The 14,895-nt window shown below is 53.7% G+C and carries 17 protein-coding genes; 9 read left to right on the forward strand and 8 right to left on the reverse strand.

The features are described from left to right. Positions 1-42 precede the first annotated feature (42 nt). Positions 43-1,188, forward strand: a complete 1,146-nt coding sequence (gene blaACT / locus QMG44_RS14430; protein ID WP_086533155.1) for an ACT family cephalosporin-hydrolyzing class C beta-lactamase — start codon at positions 43-45, stop codon at positions 1,186-1,188. A 98-nt stretch (positions 1,189-1,286) separates the two neighbouring features. Beyond that, the gene (locus tag QMG44_RS14435; protein WP_014168292.1) at positions 1,287-1,817 is read left to right on the forward strand and encodes a lipocalin family protein; all 531 of its coding nucleotides are present in this window, start codon (positions 1,287-1,289) and stop codon (positions 1,815-1,817) included. On the opposite strand, the gene sugE is transcribed toward QMG44_RS14435, so the two are convergent. Next, positions 1,814-2,131 (reverse strand): quaternary ammonium compound efflux SMR transporter SugE, encoded by a 318-nt coding sequence (gene sugE / locus QMG44_RS14440; protein WP_032681885.1) that lies wholly within the window; start codon positions 2,129-2,131, stop codon positions 1,814-1,816. The genes QMG44_RS14435 and sugE overlap by 4 nt on opposite strands. 262 nt (positions 2,132-2,393) lie before the next feature. Here sugE and QMG44_RS14445 point away from each other — a divergent pair, with 262 nt between their 5' ends. Beyond that, a complete protein-coding gene (locus QMG44_RS14445) occupies positions 2,394-2,993 on the forward strand; it encodes a LuxR C-terminal-related transcriptional regulator (RefSeq protein ID WP_014168290.1) in 600 nt (199 codons plus the stop codon). A gap of 38 nt (positions 2,994-3,031) precedes the next feature. Here QMG44_RS14445 and ecnB read toward each other — a convergent pair whose 3' ends face one another. The 3 genes from ecnB to efp all read right to left on the reverse strand — a co-directional run bounded on the left by ecnB (position 3,032) and on the right by efp (position 4,043). Next, a complete protein-coding gene (gene ecnB / locus QMG44_RS14450; protein ID WP_014168289.1) occupies positions 3,032-3,178 on the reverse strand; it encodes a lipoprotein toxin entericidin B in 147 nt (48 codons plus the stop codon). Between the two features lie 108 nt (positions 3,179-3,286). Further along, positions 3,287-3,418, reverse strand: coding sequence for an entericidin A/B family lipoprotein (locus QMG44_RS14455; protein ID WP_086533154.1), 132 nt, complete (start codon positions 3,416-3,418; stop codon positions 3,287-3,289). Positions 3,419-3,476: 58 nt separating this feature from the next. Beyond that, the gene (gene efp, locus QMG44_RS14460) at positions 3,477-4,043 is read right to left on the reverse strand and encodes an elongation factor P (protein WP_014882207.1); all 567 of its coding nucleotides are present in this window, start codon (positions 4,041-4,043) and stop codon (positions 3,477-3,479) included. A 40-nt stretch (positions 4,044-4,083) separates the two neighbouring features. On the opposite strand from efp, the gene epmB reads away from it, so the two are divergent. Next, the gene (epmB, locus tag QMG44_RS14465) at positions 4,084-5,112 is read left to right on the forward strand and encodes an EF-P beta-lysylation protein EpmB (protein ID WP_025206268.1); all 1,029 of its coding nucleotides are present in this window, start codon (positions 4,084-4,086) and stop codon (positions 5,110-5,112) included. A gap of 63 nt (positions 5,113-5,175) precedes the next feature. On the opposite strand, the gene QMG44_RS14470 is transcribed toward epmB, so the two are convergent. From QMG44_RS14470 to QMG44_RS14480, 3 genes are all read right to left on the reverse strand, one after another. Then, on the reverse strand, positions 5,176-5,529 hold the full coding sequence (locus QMG44_RS14470; protein WP_020882965.1) for a DUF4156 domain-containing protein: 354 nt from the start codon (positions 5,527-5,529) through the stop codon (positions 5,176-5,178). A gap of 137 nt (positions 5,530-5,666) precedes the next feature. After that, on the reverse strand, positions 5,667-7,310 hold the full coding sequence (gene groL, locus QMG44_RS14475; RefSeq protein WP_014168284.1) for a chaperonin GroEL: 1,644 nt from the start codon (positions 7,308-7,310) through the stop codon (positions 5,667-5,669). A 32-nt stretch (positions 7,311-7,342) separates the two neighbouring features. Then, a complete protein-coding gene (locus QMG44_RS14480; protein ID WP_003855929.1) occupies positions 7,343-7,636 on the reverse strand; it encodes a co-chaperone GroES in 294 nt (97 codons plus the stop codon). A gap of 178 nt (positions 7,637-7,814) precedes the next feature. Between QMG44_RS14480 and yjeH the strand changes: the two genes are divergently transcribed. Then, a complete protein-coding gene (gene yjeH, locus QMG44_RS14485; RefSeq protein WP_086533153.1) occupies positions 7,815-9,053 on the forward strand; it encodes an L-methionine/branched-chain amino acid transporter in 1,239 nt (412 codons plus the stop codon). Between the two features lie 42 nt (positions 9,054-9,095). Here the strand turns inward: yjeH and QMG44_RS14490 are convergent, their stop codons facing one another. Further along, positions 9,096-9,560 (reverse strand): FxsA family protein, encoded by a 465-nt coding sequence (locus QMG44_RS14490; RefSeq protein WP_032679407.1) that lies wholly within the window; start codon positions 9,558-9,560, stop codon positions 9,096-9,098. A 335-nt stretch (positions 9,561-9,895) separates the two neighbouring features. On the opposite strand from QMG44_RS14490, the gene aspA reads away from it, so the two are divergent. The 4 genes from aspA to QMG44_RS14510 all read left to right on the forward strand — a co-directional run bounded on the left by aspA (position 9,896) and on the right by QMG44_RS14510 (position 14,866). Next, positions 9,896-11,332, forward strand: a complete 1,437-nt coding sequence (gene aspA, locus QMG44_RS14495; protein WP_020882968.1) for an aspartate ammonia-lyase — start codon at positions 9,896-9,898, stop codon at positions 11,330-11,332. 116 nt (positions 11,333-11,448) lie between these two features. Next, positions 11,449-12,750: an anaerobic C4-dicarboxylate transporter gene (locus tag QMG44_RS14500; RefSeq protein WP_006178930.1), complete on the forward strand. Its 1,302-nt coding sequence runs from the start codon at positions 11,449-11,451 to the stop codon at positions 12,748-12,750. A 113-nt stretch (positions 12,751-12,863) separates the two neighbouring features. Beyond that, on the forward strand, positions 12,864-13,187 hold the full coding sequence (gene cutA, locus QMG44_RS14505; RefSeq protein ID WP_044857998.1) for a divalent cation tolerance protein CutA: 324 nt from the start codon (positions 12,864-12,866) through the stop codon (positions 13,185-13,187). Further along, positions 13,163-14,866 (forward strand): protein-disulfide reductase DsbD, encoded by a 1,704-nt coding sequence (locus tag QMG44_RS14510; RefSeq protein WP_086533152.1) that lies wholly within the window; start codon positions 13,163-13,165, stop codon positions 14,864-14,866. The genes cutA and QMG44_RS14510 overlap by 25 nt, the downstream gene beginning before the upstream one ends. Positions 14,867-14,895: the final 29 nt, after the last annotated feature.

Genomic DNA, 14,895 nt, shown 5'->3' on the forward strand with positions numbered 1-14,895 from the left:
GGCCCGGACACTCCCTTGACTCGCTATTACGGAAGATAACTGATGATGAAAAAATCCCTGTGCTGCGCCCTGCTGCTCAGCACCTCCTGCGCTGCATTAGCCGCACCTATGTCAGAAACACAGCTGGCGAAGGTCGTGGAACGTACCGTTACGCCCCTGATGAAAGCGCAGTCTATTCCGGGTATGGCGGTCGCCGTGATCTATCAGGGCCAGCCGCACTACTTCACCTTCGGCAAGGCCGATGTCGCAGCGAACACACCCGTCACTGCACAAACGCTGTTTGAGCTGGGCTCAATCAGCAAAACCTTCACCGGCGTTCTGGGTGGCGATGCTATTGCTCGCGGTGAAATTTCGCTGGGCGATCCGGTGACCAAATACTGGCCTGAGCTGACCGGCAAACAGTGGCAGGGCGTTCGCATGCTGGACCTGGCAACCTATACTGCCGGTGGCCTGCCGTTACAGGTGCCCGATGAGGTTACCGATAATGCCTCGCTGCTGCGTTTTTACCAGTCCTGGCAACCACAGTGGGCGCCAGGCACCACGCGTCTTTATGCGAACGCCAGCATCGGTCTGTTTGGGGCTCTGGCGGTGAAACCTTCTGGCATGCGCTTTGAGCAGGCGATGACAGAACGGGTCCTGAAGCCGCTTAACCTGAACCATACGTGGATTAACGTTCCGAAGGCAGAAGAACCGCATTACGCCTGGGGTTATCGTGACGGTAAAGCGGTTCACGTTTCGCCGGGCATGCTCGATGCCGAAGCATATGGCGTGAAAACCAACGTGAAGGATATGGCGAGCTGGGTGGTGGCTAACATGGCCCCCGATGGGGTACAGGATGCCTCACTGAAGCAGGGCATGGTGCTTGCACAGTCTCGCTACTGGCGCACAGGCTCGATGTACCAGGGCCTGGGCTGGGAGATGCTCAACTGGCCGGTAGAAGCCAAAACCGTGGTGGAGGGCAGCGACAACAAGGTAGCGCTTGCACCGTTGCCCGTGGCAGAAGTGAACCCTCCTGCACCACCGGTAAAAGCGTCATGGGTACATAAAACAGGCTCGACGGGCGGATTTGGCAGCTACGTGGCATTTATTCCTGAGAAGGAACTCGGCATCGTTATGCTGGCGAACAAGAGCTACCCGAACCCGGCACGCGTGGAAGCGGCATACCGTATTCTGAGCGCTCTGCAGTAACATCTTGCCGGGTGATGCTGATGCCCACCCGGCCTGCAAAATTCCCGCATTTTCCTTGCTGTCATCTACACTTAACAAAAAACAGTAAGGAAACTCCTATGCGCATTTTGCCTGTTATCGCCGCAGTGACAGCCGCGTTTTTAGTGGTTGCCTGCAGCTCCCCTACTCCCCCTCCCGGCGTCACCGTTGTCAGCAATTTCGACGCACAACGTTTTCTTGGAACATGGTATGAAATCGCGCGCCTTGACCACCGTTTTGAACGGGGTTTAGAGAAGGTCACGGCAAATTACAGCCCGATGGATGACGGCGGTATTCAGGTTATCAACCGGGGCTATAATCCGGACCGGGAAATGTGGCAGCAGTCGATTGGACAAGCGTACTTTACCGGCGACCCGCGACGGGCCGCGCTCAAAGTCTCCTTCTTCGGCCCGTTCTATGGCGGATATAACGTGATCGCGCTCGACAGAGAGTACCGTCACGCGCTGGTCTGCGGGCCGGATCGTAACTATCTGTGGATCCTCTCTCGCACCCCAACCCTTTCACCTGAGATGAAACAGCAGATGCTGGACGTCGCGACCCGGCAAGGGTTTGATGTGTCGAAACTCATCTGGGTAGAACAACCCCATTAATGGGTGCTGAGCTTCAACCCAATAATACCAGCCACAATCAGGGCGAGGCTGGCGATACGCGCCAGACTCGCTGACTCACCCAACAGCAGGATCCCCGTGATGGCCGCCCCCACGGCGCCAATTCCCGTCCAGACGGCATACGCTGTCCCCACCGGTAAAGAACGCATCGCCCACGAGAGCAAAACGATACTCACAATCATCGCGGTAAGGGTAATGACGCTGGGTGTCAGGCGGGTAAAACCGTGGGTGTACTTCAGACCTATCGCCCATACCACTTCGAGCAGGCCAGCAATAACAAGAATGATCCAGGACATTTCAGGCTCCTTAACTTAAATGCAAGTTGGGGCCGTCCCCGATGAAGGAAGCGCTTACGGGTCGTCCCGCAAGGCAAAGATTACGCCTCATATTTTGGTTAGCGTGCGATTTTTTTTCAATCCTTTTGTGCTGAACATGTTAAGGCAAGAAATAGCCGCAGTATGCCGCGCAGTTCAGGCATTTATCACTCATCCGACTTCTCTATGATGATGTGCTTTCTGATGGCAGGAAGCCAAACCACTAGCCGACTGCGAATATAATATGTTCAAAATTCTTTTGATTGACCGTTGTCACTTCACCCGCACCGGGTTTGAAGCATGGCTCAATCATTCCGGTTTATTTCCGGAAAACGTCGTTGTGACCGGCCTGAATAATCTTTTCCTCGCCAGAGAGCACATTCTGCAATGGAAACCGACGCTGGTCATTGCTGACCTGCATGGGTTCAGACAGGATGTCCATCCCTTTCAGTCACTCTCATCTTTACTGAACGCCAGCGAAAGAGTGCCCTTTATTTTGCTGCAATCGGGTGAGGATAGTGAAATGACCGCCTGGCTGAAGCAATTCCCGGTCTGGTCATCGCTGTTGAAAAATGCCCGTCTTGAACAACTGGGGACAGTTATCCACGACGCACTCATTTCGCACGCGAACAGTGAAAAGCCAAAGGTAACCGCGCCTTTGCTGACGCGCCAGGAGGAGAAAGTGCTGACGTTGTGGATGGAGGGTGCCAGCAATCAGAAAATTGCGGCTCACCTGAGTATTAACGGTAAAACGGTCTATACCTATAAACGGAATATCCGCATGAAATTGCATATGGATACGCGTTATTCACCGTTTTTATCCCTGCAGGAATCAGAAAGCTGACGGTACGAAACCCGTCTGGTTCCGTACCGTTTATTCAATTACTGCTGTGCTTTACTTGCCGCACCAGAGATTGCGCTACCACCTTCAGAAATATCCTGACCAACGCCACGCGTGGTATTACAGGCTGTTAATACTGAAGAAAGTACCAGGACTGAAAAGATCGCTGCAATTGTCTTCTTAACCATAATATCGTCCTTTTATAGCCAAAGTTGTTTTGTGTATAGCAATTTAAGAATAGACAATATCCCGTCGTTTGACGGAAAAGGACGCATTTTTAGGAAAATTAGACGGGGTTAGCTGGCCGCGTGAGAAATGATATGGCCGAGATCCTGGATATCTTCCCCCATTCCACGCGCGGTGTTACAGCCGGAAAGCAACGCGCTGGACAGCGCTAACAGAAGCAGAATTTTAACGGTACGGTTCATCATCCCTGCCTGCAAAAAACAGGCGCAGCGGGCGCTGCGCCTTCAGTCTTGACGTAAATTACTTCACGCGAGATACGTATTCGCCGGAGCGGGTATCTACTTTGATCACTTCACCAGTCTGTACGAACAGTGGAACTTTAACCACTGCACCGGTGGACAGGGTAGCTGGCTTGCCGCCAGTACCTGCGGTATCACCTTTCAGACCTGGGTCGGTTTCAACGATTTCCAGCTCTACGAAGTTTGGTGGGGTAACAGCGATAGGTTGGCCGTTCCACAGGGTCACGATGCACTCAGCCTGGTCCAGCAGCCATTTTTCGCTATCGCCAATCGCTTTAGCATCCGCAGACAGCTGCTCGAACGTTTCGTTGTTCATGAAGTGCCAGAACTCACCGTCGTTGTACAGGTAAGTCAGGTTCATATCGACAACATCAGCGCCTTCAGCGGAGTCAGTAGACTTGAAGGTTTTCTCAACACGGGTACCGGTCAGCAGGCGACGCAGCTTAACGCGCGCGAATGCCTGGCCTTTACCTGGTTTAACGAATTCGCTGGCTTCAACCGCGTACGGTTCGCCGTCCATCATGATTTTAAGACCAGCACGAAAATCGTTGCTATAGTACGTTGCCATAAGGCCCTCTAAATTTGTTAACTGGTAGCTAAGCCACAAAATGGCGCATATTGTAACCCTAAACACCCCGTCCAGAGAAGATTGGTTATCGCAACTTGCCGATGTAATCACCAGTCCTGATGAATTGCTGCGTCTGTTAGACCTCGATCAGCACCCAGAGTTGCTTGCAGGCCGCGAGGCTAAGCGACTTTTTGCCCTGCGTGTTCCCCGCGCGTTTGTTGCCCGTATGGAGAAAGGAAACCCTGACGATCCATTATTAAAACAAACGCTTACTGCGCAGGAAGAGTTTATATCGGCGCCTGGATACAGCACCGATCCTCTGGAAGAGCAGAACAGTGTGGTACCGGGTTTACTGCACAAATATCTCAACCGTGCTCTTCTGCTGGTGAAAGGCGGCTGCGCGGTAAACTGCCGTTATTGTTTCCGTCGCCACTTCCCGTATGCCGAAAATCAGGGTAATAAACGCAACTGGCAGGTCGCCCTGGACTATATCGCCGCCCATCCGGAACTGGATGAGATCATTTTTTCGGGTGGCGATCCGCTGATGGCAAAAGATCATGAACTGGACTGGCTGTTGACCCAGCTTGAAGCCATTCCACACATTAAGCGTTTGCGCATCCACAGCCGTTTACCGATTGTTATTCCGGCACGCATCACGGACGGTCTGGTATCTCGCCTTGAGCAGTCTCGTTTACAGGTTCTGCTGGTGAACCATATCAACCATGCGAATGAAATCGATGAGGCATTCCGTGCGGCGATGGCGCGTCTGCGCAAAGCGGGTGTGACGCTGTTGAACCAGAGCGTGTTGCTGCGCGGTGTGAATGATAATGCCCGGGTTCTGGCGGAGCTCAGTAATGCGTTATTCGATGCGGGCGTGATGCCCTACTACCTGCACGTACTGGATCGTGTGCAAGGCGCGGCGCATTTCATGGTCACGGATGAAGAGGCCCGGCAAATTATGCGCGAACTGTTAACGCTGGTTTCAGGCTATATGGTGCCGAAGCTGGCGCGAGAGATTGGCGGTGAGCCGAGTAAGACGCCGCTGGATTTGCAACTGCGGCAACAATAATGGCAGGTGGCGCTACGCTTATCCGCCCGGCGGGGTTGGGCGCAGCGCCATCAGCAATGTAGATCAGTTAGGGCACTTATAGACCTGGCCATTCATCTGGCTGGCCGTTGGCACGAAGCTGGACAACATCCCTTGCGACGGGCTGCTCACACCGTAAATCACGTTGCCACCCATCTCTGCAGCCTGGTTACGCAGCGCGTTAGCAGCACCACGCATAGATCCACCTTCTTCACCGTGCTGACCCGACATCCAGTTGCTTTGCTCACCGGTTGCCGTGCCTAAAAACTGGCACTCGTTACCCGGCTTATCTTCAACAAAGCGAACGCCCTGACCTGCAGCAGACAGCTCATTGCTGGAGCTACAACCCGCCAGCAGCAATGCTGCTCCTACGATCCCTGCACAGACTTTTACGCGCATGTTATTCCTCGTTTTCAATAAGCTGGACAGCAGATGTTGTCCGTGTGTAAACCTTATACTAAAAAGATGACCAAAAGAAAAACCCCCGAGCATTTCTGCCCGGGGGTTTTTCTCATTCTAAGCGGTAAAGCGCACGATTACATCATGCCGCCCATACCACCCATGCCGCCCATACCCGCAGCACCTAAGTCAGGTGCGTCGCCTTTAGGCATGTCGGTCACCATGCACTCGGTAGTGATCATCAGACCCGCTACAGAGGCCGCGTACTGCAGTGCAGAACGGGTCACTTTGGTTGGATCCAGGATACCGAAGTCGATCATGTTGCCGTATTCTTCAGTTGCAGCGTTGTAACCGTAGTTACCTTCGCCCGCTTTCACCATGTTCGCAACCACGGATGGCTCTTCACCGGCGTTGGAAACGATCTGACGCAGTGGTGCTTCCATTGCGCGCAGCGCAACTTTGATACCCACGTTCTGATCTTCGTTCTGAGCAGTCAGGCCAGCCAGTTTAGCGGCAACACGCACCAGCGCGACACCACCACCAGCTACCACGCCTTCTTCTACTGCTGCACGGGTCGCGTGCAGAGCATCGTCAACGCGTGCTTTCTTCTCTTTCATTTCAACTTCAGTTGCCGCGCCCACTTTGATTACTGCCACGCCGCCTGCCAGTTTCGCTACGCGCTCCTGCAGTTTTTCACGGTCGTAATCAGAGGTTGCTTCTTCAATCTGCTTACGGATCTGAGCAACACGGCCCTGAATAGCCGCTTCTTCACCCACGCCATCGATGATGGTGGTGGTGTCTTTGTTGATCACAACGCGTTTAGCCTGGCCCAGGTCTTCCAGGGTCGCTTTTTCCAGCTCCATACCGATCTCTTCAGAGATTACGGTACCGCCAGTCAGGGTAGCGATATCCTGCAGCATCGCTTTACGGCGGTCGCCGAAGCCAGGTGCTTTAACCGCAGCCACTTTCACGATGCCACGCATGGTGTTAACCACCAGGGTCGCCAGTGCTTCACCTTCAACGTCTTCAGCAATGATAACCAGCGGCTTGCCTGCTTTCGCAACGGCTTCCAGCACTGGCAGCATTTCACGGATGTTGGAGATTTTCTTGTCAGCCAGCAGGATGAATGGGCTTTCCAGCTCAACAGCGCCCGTTTCTGGCTTGTTGATGAAGTATGGGGACAGGTAACCGCGGTCGAACTGCATACCTTCAACCACGTCCAGTTCGTCTTCCAGACCGGTACCGTCTTCAACGGTGATCACGCCTTCTTTACCGACTTTGTCCATCGCTTCCGCAATCAGTTTACCTACGGTTTCGTCGGAGTTAGCGGAGATAGTACCAACCTGAGCAATCGCTTTAGAGTCGGAGCATGGAACGGACAGCGCTTTCAGCTCTTCAACCGCCGCAGTAACCGCTTTGTCGATACCGCGCTTCAGATCCATTGGGTTCATACCCGCAGCAACGGCTTTCAGACCTTCGGTGATGATAGCCTGTGCCAGTACGGTTGCGGTGGTGGTACCGTCGCCTGCAGCATCGTTCGCTTTAGAGGCAACTTCTTTCACCATCTGCGCACCCATGTTTTCGAACTTGTCTTCCAGCTCGATTTCACGTGCTACAGAAACACCGTCTTTCGTGATGGTTGGCGCGCCGAAGGATTTATCCAGCACTACGTTACGGCCTTTCGGGCCCAGGGTCACTTTAACTGCATCTGCCAGTACGTTTACGCCGCGGAGCATTTTTACACGAGCGTCGTTACCGAATTTTACGTCTTTAGCTGCCATGTTCTTATTTCCTCAAATTCTCGTGCGTAAAATTACGCTTCAACAATTGCCAGAATGTCGCTTTCGGACATGATCAACACTTCTTCATTGTCGATCTTCTCGGATTTCACGCCGTAGCCATCGTTGAAAATTACGATGTCACCAACTTTAACGTCCAGTGGCTGCACAGTTCCGTTTTCCAGAATGCGGCCCTTACCGACAGCGATGATTTCGCCACGCGTTGATTTTGCTGCTGCAGAACCAGTCAGAACGATGCCGCCAGCAGACTTGGTTTCAACTTCTTTACGTTTGACGATCACACGATCATGTAACGGACGAATACTCATTGATAGCTCTCCTTTGAGAAAGTCATTATCAGTTATGGATGACGCCGGTCCGCACGCGGTTTTCCGACTAGTGCCCTGAGAGATGGGGATAGCTTTTTCCCCCTTCAAGGGGCAGACGAAAAAAAATTTGCGAAAGTGTTACCATCGCCTCTCTTTTGATCGTGGCAGGGCGATGTCAATGAGTGGACTAAAACAGGAGTTGGGACTGGCGCAGGGCGTGGGTCTGCTGTCGACCTCCTTGTTAGGTACAGGTGTGTTTGCGGTACCCGCGCTGGCAGCACTGGTGGCCGGCAATACTAGCCTGTGGGCGTGGCCAGTGCTGATTGTGCTGGTGTTTCCGGTCGCGGTCGTGTTTGCCATCCTCGGACGGCATTTCCCTAGCGCGGGCGGCGTAGCGCACTTTGTCGGTATGGCCTTTGGTCCGCGACTGGAGCGGGTCACCGGCTGGCTGTTTCTTTCTGTTATTCCGGTCGGTCTACCGGCAGCGTTGCATATCGCGACCGGTTTTGGCCAGGCGCTGTTTGGCTGGCATAACGAGCAACTGCTGCTGGCCGAGCTGGGTACGCTGGCCATCGTCTGGTGGGTCGGCTCACGGGGTGCCAGCTCGAGTGCCAACCTGCAAACCGTCGTTGCAATACTGATTGTGGCCCTCATTGTCGCCATCTGGTGGAAAGGGGATATTACGCTGAAGGAGATCCCCTTCCCCGCGGTAAGTGAGGTCAACCATTCGCAGCTGTTCGCTGCGCTATCGGTAATGTTCTGGTGTTTTGTCGGGCTGGAGGCGTTCGCCCATCTGGCCTCTGAGTTTAAACAACCGGAACGGGATTTCCCGCGCGCCCTGATGATTGGCCTGCTGTTAGCAGGTACCGTTTACTGGGCCTGTACCGTGCTGGTACTGCATTTTAACGCGTTCGCCGCGGATAAAGCGGCCGCTGCCTCGCTGCCGGGCATTGTGGTGCAACTGTTTGGTCTGAAAGCGCTGTGGGTCGCCTGTGTTATTGGCTATCTGGCCTGTTTCGCCAGCCTCAATATCTACATCCAGAGCTTTGCGCGTCTGGTGTGGTCGCAGGCGCTTGATAAACCAGAGAGCCGCCTTGCGCGCCTGTCTAAACGTCAGCTGCCGTTGAATGCGCTTAATACCGTGCTGGGCTGCTGCGTCTTGAGTTCGCTATGTATTTACGCGCTGAATATCAATCTTGATGCCCTGATCGTGTACGCCAACGGGATTTTCATCATGATCTACCTGCTGTGCATGCTGGCGGGTTGTCGTCTGCTGAAAGGTCGCTATAAAACGCTGGCAGTGGTTGGTGGCGTGCTTTGCCTGCTGTTGCTGGCGATGGTGGGGTGGAAAAGCCTGTATGCGATTAGCATGCTGGCGGGGCTGTGGCTGTTTTTACCGAAACGCGGCACCCTGTAAAACAAAGCCCGGTAGCGATTCGCTTACCGGGCCTGGCCTCTTTTACCGATCGTCTTTATGGTCTAAACGGTCGCGCTGTTCATCTTTACGCTGATACTCCCCTTCGAAAGTATCACCCGGCCCTGTGCTGAATCCACCGCCCGGCATACGGCTAAAACGCAGATGCGGCAGTAGCTTCATGGTCAGGTGTTTTTGCACCGGCGGCAGAAGCAGCAGCAGGCCGAGGAAGTCAGTGAAGAATCCCGGCAGGATCAGCAGCAGGCCAGCAATAATCAGCGAGACGCTTTTGATCATCTCTGCGGCCGGGCTTTCGCCTGCGGCCATCTTCTGCTGCATTATCAGGAAATTTTTGAAACCCTGATTACGCACCAGCGACATGCCGATCACCGAAGTGAAAATCACCAGAATCAGCGTTAACAGGACACCCAGTACATGGGCGACCTGGATAAAAATTGAAATCTCGATGTAAACATAGAGAAAGAAAGCAATAAATGGTATCCAGCGCACTGGCATCTCCTGTGTGGCAGGTGCCCTCAGGCCCCTGTCTGAATGTGTTCGCGAAACGCGTCTGTAAGAAATGGTGACGGTTAGCCAAAATTCAATCGGTTTGCACGGATATTTTTTCTGGAAATTTTAAAGCGGTGACTCATTTCACAGATTAATAATTATCATGGAATCGGGTCGATAATAAGTGATCCAGATTACGGCAATTCGCTATCATCAGCATATGATCTCGAACATCTGGCTGATTGAGGGAATAATCGTCGGTCAGAAAATATTCAAAACCACATAAATACTGTGTGTTTAGTACAATCCATCGGCAGCTTGAAAAGAAGGTTCACATGTTAAACAACATTCGTATCGAAGAAGACTTGTTGGGTACCAGGGAAGTTCCAGCGGATGCCTACTATGGTGTTCACACTCTGAGAGCGATTGAAAACTTCTACATCAGCAACAACAAAATCAGCGACATCCCTGAATTTGTACGTGGCATGGTGATGGTGAAAAAAGCCGCAGCACTGGCCAATAAAGAGCTGCAAACCATTCCAAAAAGCGCGGCAAATGCGATTATCGCTGCCTGCGATGAAGTGCTGAACAACGGCAAATGCATGGATCAGTTCCCGGTCGATGTCTATCAGGGCGGCGCGGGCACCTCCGTTAACATGAACACCAACGAAGTACTGGCAAACATCGGCCTGGAGCTGATGGGTCATCAGAAAGGTGAATACCAGTATCTGAATCCGAACGACCACGTTAATAAATGTCAGTCCACTAACGACGCCTACCCAACCGGCTTCCGTATCGCGGTGTATGCCTCCGTAGTGAAACTGGTGGACGCCATCAATCAGCTGGGTGACGGCTTCCAGCGCAAAGCCGTTGAGTTCCAGGACATCCTGAAAATGGGTCGTACCCAGCTGCAGGACGCGGTTCCGATGACACTCGGTCAGGAATTCCACGCGTTTAACGTGCTGCTTAACGAAGAAACTAAAAACCTGCTGCGCACCTCCGAGCTGCTGCTGGAAGTGAACCTGGGCGCAACCGCCATCGGCACGCGTCTGAATACGCCGGACGGTTACCAGCAGCTGGCGGTACAGAAGCTGGCTGAAGTCTCTAACCTGCCGGTTGTGCCTGCAGAAGATCTGATTGAAGCCACCTCCGACTGCGGCGCGTACGTTATGGTTCACAGCGCCCTGAAACGTCTGGCGGTGAAACTCTCCAAAATCTGTAATGACCTGCGCCTGCTCTCTTCCGGTCCACGCGCTGGTCTGAATGAAATCAACCTGCCAGAGCTGCAGGCCGGTTCGTCCATCATGCCGGCGAAAGTGAACCCGGTAGTGCCAGAAGTGGTGAACCAGGTCTGCTTTAAAGTCATCGGTAACGATACAACCGTGACCATGGCCTCTGAAGCCGGCCAGCTGCAGCTGAACGTCATGGAGCCGGTCATCGGCCAGGCAATGTTTGAATCCATCCACATTCTGACCAACGCCTGCTACAACCTGCTGGAGAAATGCGTTAACGGCATCACCGCAAACAAAGAAGTTTGTGAAGGGTATGTCTACAACTCCATCGGCATCGTCACCTACCTCAACCCGTTCATCGGCCACCATAACGGCGACATCGTCGGTAAGATTTGCGCCGAAACAGGTAAGAGCGTGCGTGAAGTCGTTCTGGAGCGTGGACTGTTGACCGAAGCCGAGCTGGACGATATCTTCTCGGCCCAGAACCTGATGCACCCGGCATACAAAGCGAAACGATATACCGATGAAAGCGAACAGTAGCAGTTCAGGCTAGGCTTCCTTAAGGCACGTCACTTGTGACGTGCCTTTTTTCTTTATAGGCGTTACCAAAATACAACAATTCAATATCAACTTGTTAATAAGCAAGGCAGGTCCTTATGTTTGGAGCAGAACTCGTCATCGTCCTGTTGGCGATTTATTTGGGAGCAAGACTCGGGGGTATCGGCATTGGTTTTGCCGGCGGTCTCGGGGTGCTCGTACTTACCCTTATCTTTCAGATTAAACCCGGCGCAATCCCTTTTGATGTTATCGAAATCATCATGGCGGTTATTGCCGCTATCGCAGCCATGCAGGTGGCAGGCGGTATGGACTACCTGGTGAGCCTGGCGGAGCGTATGTTACGCCGCCATCCAAAATACATTACCTTTCTTGCCCCGCTGGTGACGTGGTTTATGACCATTCTCGCCGGTACTGGCCACACCGCCTTCTCCACGCTGCCGGTCATTACCGAAGTGGCGAAAGAGCAGGGCATCCGTCCGTCTCGTCCACTCTCGATTGCCGTGGTCGCGTCCCAGATTGCAATTACCGCATCACCTATCTCCGCTGCGGTGGTCTTCTTCGCCGGTATCCTTGAGCCTATGGGCGTGAGTTACCTGACGCTGCTGGCCATCTGTATTCCGGTGACGCTGATTGCAGTGATGATCACCGCCGTGCTGTGTAACTTCCTCGGCGCCGAACTGAAAGACGATCCGGTTTATCAGGAGCGTCTGGCAAAAGGTGAAGTGAAACTGCGTGGTAGCCAGGTCTTCGAACTGAAGCCGCATGCAAAACGCTCCGTCTTGCTGTTCCTGATCGGTATCGTTGCGGTCATGTTCTACGCAACCGCCATCAGTGACACCGTGGGTCTTATCCAAAACCCGGTCCTGCCGCGTAACGAAGCGATTGTGGTATTCATGCTGACTATCGCTACGCTGATCAGCATCACCTGTAAAATCGACACCAGCGAAGTGCTCAACGCCAGCACCTTTAAATCCGGTATGAGCGCCTGCGTGTGTGTACTGGGTGTGGCCTGGCTTGGTGATACCTTCGTGAAAGCTCACATCAGCGATATCCAGACCGTTGCGGGCGACCTGCTGCACAACTATCCGTGGCTCCTGGCTGTGGTGCTGTTCTTTGCCGCAACCCTGCTTTACTCTCAGGCGGCCACCACCAAAGCCCTGATGCCTGCGGCACTGATGCTGGGAGTTACCCCGCTGACGGCTATTGCCTCGTTTGCTGCCGTTTCTGCACTGTTCGTTTTACCCACCTACCCAACCCTGCTGGCGGCGGTTGAGATGGATGACACTGGCTCGACTCGCATCGGTAAGTACGTGTTTAACCATGCGTTCCTGATCCCGGGCGTGGTGGCTATCTCGCTGTGCGTGATCCTCGGCTTTATCATTGGCGGCATCGTGCTGTAAACAATGATGGGTTGTAAAAATAGTTAAAAACGGGCCGCTCTGCGGCCCGTTTCATTAATGACCAATAGCCTTGCGTGATATAGTGAAGACTTTCGTGATGAGGAGGTCGACTTGTGAACACGCCTGATGCTGTTGTTGTCCTTTGTACCGCCCCTGATGAAGCCTCTGCCCAGGATCTCGCCGCCAAAGTGCTGGCCGAAAAACTGGCAGCCTGCGTGACGCTCCTTCCTGGCGCCACCTCCCTTTACTACTGGGAAGGTAAACTGGAGCAGGAGTACGAAGTCCAGATGTTGCTCAAAACCAATCTGGCGAACCAGCAGGCACTCCTGGACTGCCTCAAATCTCATCATCCTTATCAAACCCCCGAACTGCTGGTATTGTCAGTGGTCCACGGCGACAACGATTATCTCTCATGGCTCAACGCTTCCTTACGCTGATCCTGCTGCTGTGCAGCACATCAGTTTTTGCCGGGTTATTTGACGCTCCCGGCCGTTCGAACGTTATTTCTGCCGACCAGGCCTTTGTTTTCGATTTTCAGCAAGACCAGCATGACCTGAATCTTACCTGGCAGATAAAAGAGGGGTATTACCTCTATCGCAAGCAGGTCAGCATCACGCCTGCTCAGGCAAAGGTAGGCCCACTTCAGATGCCTGCGGGCGAGTGGCATGAGGACGAGTTTTTCGGCAAAAGTGAAATCTATCGCCAGCGGTTAAGCGTGCCCGTGACGGTCAATCAGGCCGATAAAGGCGCCACCGTGACCGTCACGTATCAGGGCTGTGCCGACGCGGGCTTCTGCTATCCGCCGGAAACCAAAGTCATTCCGCTGAGCGAAGTTAAAGTGGCCGCCAGTATGCCTGCTCTTCCCGCAGGGGAGAGCGCCGGAATGAAGGACGACGGTCACACAGCACTGCCCTTCTCCGCCTTGTGGGCTTTACTGATTGGTATCGGCATCGCCTTCACGCCGTGCGTGCTGCCCATGTATCCGCTTATCTCCGGAATTGTCCTTGGCGGCAAGCAACGTCTTTCAACCGCACGCGCCCTGCTGCTGGCCTTTATCTACGTGCAGGGTATGGCGTTAACCTACACCGCACTGGGCCTCGTTGTTGCTGCTGCCGGACTGCAGTTCCAGGCTGCACTTCAGCACCCTTATGTGCTGGCTGGCCTGTCGATCGTATTTATTCTGCTGGCGCTGTCGATGTTTGGTTTGTTCACCCTACAGCTGCCGTCCGCGTTGCAGACTCGCTTAACGCTGATGAGTAACCGTCAGCAGGGTGGCTCCCCGGGCGGCGTGTTCGTGATGGGTGCCATCGCCGGGTTGATTTGCTCACCGTGCACTACCGCGCCACTGAGCGCGATCCTGCTGTATATTGCCCAGAGCGGTAACATGTGGCTCGGCGGTGGTACGTTGTATCTCTACGCGCTGGGAATGGGTCTGCCATTGATTCTGGTAACGGTATTTGGCAACCGTCTGCTGCCCAAGAGCGGCCCGTGGATGGAGACGGTGAAAACCGCGTTTGGTTTTGTCATTCTGGCGCTGCCGGTGTTCTTGCTCGAGCGTATTATCGGCGACGTCTGGGGGATGCGCCTGTGGGCAATGCTCGGTGTTGCTTTCTTCTGTTGGGCGTTTATCACAAGCCTGGCAGCGAAAAAGCCGTGGATGCGTCTTGTGCAAATCCTCCTGCTCGCCGCCGCGCTGGTGAGCGTACGGCCACTGCAGGACTGGGCATTTGGCACACCCGCGGGACAAACGCAGGCGCATTTGAACTTCATCCAGATAAAGAACGTGGATGAACTCAACAGCGCACTGGCGCAGGCGAAAGGCAAACCGGTCATGCTGGATCTGTATGCGGACTGGTGTGTCGCCTGTAAAGAATTCGAAAAGTACACGTTTAGCGATCCGCAGGTGCAAGGTGCGCTGAAAGAGACGGTTCTGCTCCAGGCAAACGTCACCGCCAACAGTACAGCGGATAAGGCACTGCTGAAGCAACTTAACGTGCTGGGTCTGCCAACCATTCTGTTCTTCAACGAACAGGGCCAAGAGCAGCCTGCACAGCGTGTAACCGGGTTTATGGACGCGACGGCATTCAGCGCGCATTTGCGCAATCGCCAACCGTAAACAACACTTGAAACGGGACAAACCGTTGG

Origin of the sequence: Enterobacter sp. 200527-13 (assembly GCF_027924865.1) — a bacterium.
Lineage (GTDB): Bacteria > Pseudomonadota > Gammaproteobacteria > Enterobacterales > Enterobacteriaceae > Enterobacter > Enterobacter ludwigii.

Coding starts and splice junctions, on each gene's coding strand:
- blaACT (WP_086533155.1), top strand. CDS start 43: ATGATGAAAAAATCCCTGTGCTGCGCCCTGCTGCTCAGCACCTCCTGC.
- QMG44_RS14435 (WP_014168292.1), top strand. CDS start 1,287: ATGCGCATTTTGCCTGTTATCGCCGCAGTGACAGCCGCGTTTTTAGTG.
- sugE (WP_032681885.1), bottom strand. CDS start 2,131: ATGTCCTGGATCATTCTTGTTATTGCTGGCCTGCTCGAAGTGGTATGG.
- QMG44_RS14445 (WP_014168290.1), top strand. CDS start 2,394: ATGTTCAAAATTCTTTTGATTGACCGTTGTCACTTCACCCGCACCGGG.
- ecnB (WP_014168289.1), bottom strand. CDS start 3,178: ATGGTTAAGAAGACAATTGCAGCGATCTTTTCAGTCCTGGTACTTTCT.
- QMG44_RS14455 (WP_086533154.1), bottom strand. CDS start 3,418: ATGAACCGTACCGTTAAAATTCTGCTTCTGTTAGCGCTGTCCAGCGCG.
- efp (WP_014882207.1), bottom strand. CDS start 4,043: ATGGCAACGTACTATAGCAACGATTTTCGTGCTGGTCTTAAAATCATG.
- epmB (WP_025206268.1), top strand. CDS start 4,084: ATGGCGCATATTGTAACCCTAAACACCCCGTCCAGAGAAGATTGGTTA.
- QMG44_RS14470 (WP_020882965.1), bottom strand. CDS start 5,529: ATGCGCGTAAAAGTCTGTGCAGGGATCGTAGGAGCAGCATTGCTGCTG.
- groL (WP_014168284.1), bottom strand. CDS start 7,310: ATGGCAGCTAAAGACGTAAAATTCGGTAACGACGCTCGTGTAAAAATG.
- QMG44_RS14480 (WP_003855929.1), bottom strand. CDS start 7,636: ATGAGTATTCGTCCGTTACATGATCGTGTGATCGTCAAACGTAAAGAA.
- yjeH (WP_086533153.1), top strand. CDS start 7,815: ATGAGTGGACTAAAACAGGAGTTGGGACTGGCGCAGGGCGTGGGTCTG.
- aspA (WP_020882968.1), top strand. CDS start 9,896: ATGTTAAACAACATTCGTATCGAAGAAGACTTGTTGGGTACCAGGGAA.
- QMG44_RS14500 (WP_006178930.1), top strand. CDS start 11,449: ATGTTTGGAGCAGAACTCGTCATCGTCCTGTTGGCGATTTATTTGGGA.
- QMG44_RS14510 (WP_086533152.1), top strand. CDS start 13,163: ATGGCTCAACGCTTCCTTACGCTGATCCTGCTGCTGTGCAGCACATCA.